The sequence below is a fragment of the Caulobacter sp. P1_B12_2 genome (genome assembly GCF_056406675.1).
This window is the reverse complement of the sequence record NZ_JBFTZS010000489.1, coordinates 1-3279: the sequence shown is the minus strand read 5'-3', so window position 1 is coordinate 3279 and position 3279 is coordinate 1. Positions and strand designations below refer to the sequence as shown.

Sequence of the window (3279 nt, the reverse complement as noted above, 5' to 3'; positions counted from 1 at the left end):
ATCAACGCCCCGGCGGCCTTCACGAATTTTGGCGCGGTCAGATCGAGCACGCGTGCTCCAAAACGATCACTTTCCGCCGAGCGTTGAGCGGATCATCCAGGCGTGCTTCTCGTGGGCGGCCAGGCGCTGGGTGTAGAGATCGGCGGTGGCCTCGTCGCCCGCTTCGTCTGCCGCTTCGAAGGCGCCCCGCAGGGTGGCGATCACGGTCTCGTTGTCGGTCAGCAGTTCCTTGAACATGCCGTCCCACTCCTTCTCGGCGTCGCCGTCCTTGATGCTGGAGAGGTTGCCGAACGCGCCGTAGCCCATCGGGGCCAGTTCGCCCAACGCGCGAATCCGTTCGGCGATGGCGTCCAGCGCCGTCCACTGCTCGGTGTACTGGCCTTCCAGCAGCACGTGCAGGGCCGCGAAGTTCGCCCCGCGCACGTTCCAGTGGTAGCCATGGGTCTTCAGATACAGGGCGTAGCTGTCGGCCAGAACCTTGTTGAGGCCGGCGACGATGTCGGCGCGCTGTTTCGTCGTGAAGCCGGTGTTCAGGTTCGCAGCCATCATAATCTCCCGTGTTGCGTGTTCTAGGTAAGCGTGTCCATGCTCATGACAAGCCGTTATGTGCGCACGGGGACCCATGAAGATTGAAGATCCGCACGCAAAAGCGCGAGGGCGCGCGTCGCCCGACGCGATAAGCGCGTGGTTGGTCTCCAGGATCCCGCCGTCGCCGGCGCGCGCCGCCCTGGTGACCCTGGCGGCCATCCTGCTCGCGGCCGGTTTCCGGGTCGCCGTGATGGGCGTCGGCAACGGGTTCGGCGTCACCCAGGCCTTCTTTCCAGCCATCGTCGTGGTCACGCTCTATGCGGGATGGCGCTGGGCGATGGGGCCGATTCTCGCCTGCGTCGTCTTCACCTGGTGGCTGTGGGCCGGCATCCGGGGCGAGTCGCTGAACGAGGCTCAGGTCGGCGGCATCCTGCTGTTCCTGGTCTCGGCGTCGATCACCACCGCCGTGGCCCAGGCCCTGAGGACCAGCCTGATCAACCTGGCCCAGGCCCGCCAACGCTACACCGACGCCGAAGCCCATTTGCGTGTCACCCAGACCGCGGCCGGCGTCGGCCCCTGGGAATGGGACCTGCAGAACGGCGGCATGAAGATGTCGGCCACCGCCCGCCAGAATCTGCGCATGCCCGCCGAGGGCCCGGTCGATTCGGACACCCTGCTGGCCACCGTCCATCCCGACGACCGCGACATGGTCCGCGAGAAGGTTCGCGAGGCGGTCCTGGAAGGGCCCTTCTACGAGGTCGAATTCCGACTGATCGACCATCCGGACGGCGAGCGCTGGATCCACGGCCGCGGCGAGGTGGTGCGCGACGAGACCGGCCGGGCCGTGCGGATGATGGGCGTCAATTTCGAGGTCACCAAGCGCCGCCGCGCCGAGGAGAGCCTGCGCGAGAGCGAGGGGCGGTTCCGCGCCCTGGCCAACAGCGCGCCGCTGCTGATGTGGATCAGCGGCGAGGACGGCGTGCGGATGTTCGTCAACGACGCCTATGTCGCCTTCGCCGGCGTGACCTATGACGAGGCCCTGGTGCTGGACTGGCGCTCGCGGCTGCACGCCGACGACCTGAACCAGATCCTGAAGGCCCAGATCGGCGGCGAGGCCTCGCGCAAGGCCTTCAGCCTGGAGGGTCGCTACCGGCGGACCGACGGCGAGATGCGCTGGCTCAAGTCGTTCTCGCAGCCGCGCCTGGGCCCGAGCGGCGAGTTCATCGGCTTCATCGGCATCGCCTTCGACGTCACCGAGGCCAAGGACGCCGAGGTCAAGCTGACCGGCCTGAACGAACTGCTGGCCGACCGGGTGCAGGAGGCGCTGTCGGAACGCGACGCCGCCCAGGCCGCCTTGACCCAGTCGCAGAAGCTGGAGGCGATCGGCCAGCTGACCGGCGGGGTCGCCCACGACTTCAACAACCTGCTGACCGTGATCATCGGCGCGCTGGACGTCCTGCAGCGCAATCCCGACGACGAGAAGCGGCGCGACCGCATGCTCAACGCGGCCCAGTCGGCGGCCCGGCGCGGCGAGAAGCTGACCCAGCACCTGCTGGCCTTCGCCCGCCGCCAGCCGCTGAACCCGGAGATCTGCCGGATCGACACGATGGTCGCCGACAGCGAGAGCCTGCTGCGCCGCGCGGTCGGCGAAGGCGTGGACATGGTCCTGGACCTGAAGGCCGGCGGCCGCACCACCCTGACCGACTCCAGCCAGTTCGAGGCCGCCCTGTTGAACCTGGTGGTCAACGCCCGCGACGCCACCCCGCCCGGCGGCAAGATCACCATCGCCTCGCAGGGCCTCGACCTGGCCGAGCCCAAGGGCGAGCTGCCGGCCGGCCGCTATCTGCGCGTGGCCGTCACCGACACCGGCGAGGGCATGGACGCCGAGACCGTGGAGCGCGCCTTCGAGCCGTTCTACACCACCAAGCCGGTCGGCAAGGGCACCGGGCTGGGCCTGAGCCAGGTCTACGGCTTCGTCCGCCAGAGCGGCGGCGAGGTGACCATCGAGTCCGAGCTGGGCGTCGGCACGACCGTGGCCATGCTGCTGCCGGTGCGCGAGGCCTTCTCGCCGGTCGAGGTGCTGGCCGTCCGGCCGCCGGCCACCCGCGCCACCGCCCACGTGCTGCTGGTCGAGGACGACGTCGAGGTGGGCGACCTGATCGCGGCGATGATCGACGAGCTGGGCCACATGGTCAGCCGCGCCGCCAACGCCGACGAAGCCCTGGCCATCGCCCGCACCGACCCGACCCTGGGCCTGGTGATCACAGACGTGATCATGCCGGGCGGCAAGAGCGGGGTCGACCTGGCCCTGGTCCTGGCCAGCGAGCGGCCCGAACTGCCGATCCTGCTCAGCTCCGGCTACACCGGCCAGGAACTGGTGCGGGCCCACGAGACGCCGTGGCCGCTGCTGAGCAAGCCCTACGCCCTGGACGCCCTTGCCCAGGCGATGGCCGACGCCTGGGACCGGCACGCACCGGCCCGGCCGGTGAAGAAGGGCGGCAAGGCCAAGGTGTAGGCGCTGGCTCGCGGCGTTTGTCCGCGTCGGCACGCGTCACTCAATGGGTGGAACGGCGTGCCGGATCATCGCGCTCGGCGGCGGATAGTGCGGCGCCCTCTTCGAGGCTCCGGCGCCGGTCAGGTCCAGGACGCGACGGGCCAGGGCGCAGGTGGCGAGGGCCGCCTCGGCCACGCCTTCGGCGAGAGTGTCGATCAATCGGTTCATCTTCGATCTCCTTGGGGCTTGAGCAGCGA

At 69.4% G+C, this 3279-nt stretch carries 3 protein-coding genes; 1 reads left to right on the top strand and 2 read right to left on the bottom strand.

From position 1 onward, the window contains the following. Positions 1–66: 66 nt before the first annotated feature. Entirely contained in the window at positions 67–546 is a 480-nt protein-coding gene (locus AC1DZ6_RS22035; RefSeq protein ID WP_477099259.1) for a Dps family protein, read from the bottom strand. 142 nt (positions 547–688) lie between these two features. Between AC1DZ6_RS22035 and AC1DZ6_RS22030 the strand changes: the two genes are divergently transcribed. Continuing rightward, positions 689–3043 carry a hybrid sensor histidine kinase/response regulator gene (locus AC1DZ6_RS22030; protein WP_477099258.1) on the top strand — a complete coding sequence of 785 codons (2355 nt, stop codon included), beginning with the start codon at positions 689–691 and terminating at the stop codon, positions 3041–3043. Between the two features lie 36 nt (positions 3044–3079). Here AC1DZ6_RS22030 and AC1DZ6_RS22025 read toward each other — a convergent pair whose 3' ends face one another. Beyond that, on the bottom strand, positions 3080–3250 hold the full coding sequence (locus AC1DZ6_RS22025; protein WP_477099257.1) for a hypothetical protein: 171 nt from the start codon (positions 3248–3250) through the stop codon (positions 3080–3082). Positions 3251–3279: the final 29 nt, after the last annotated feature.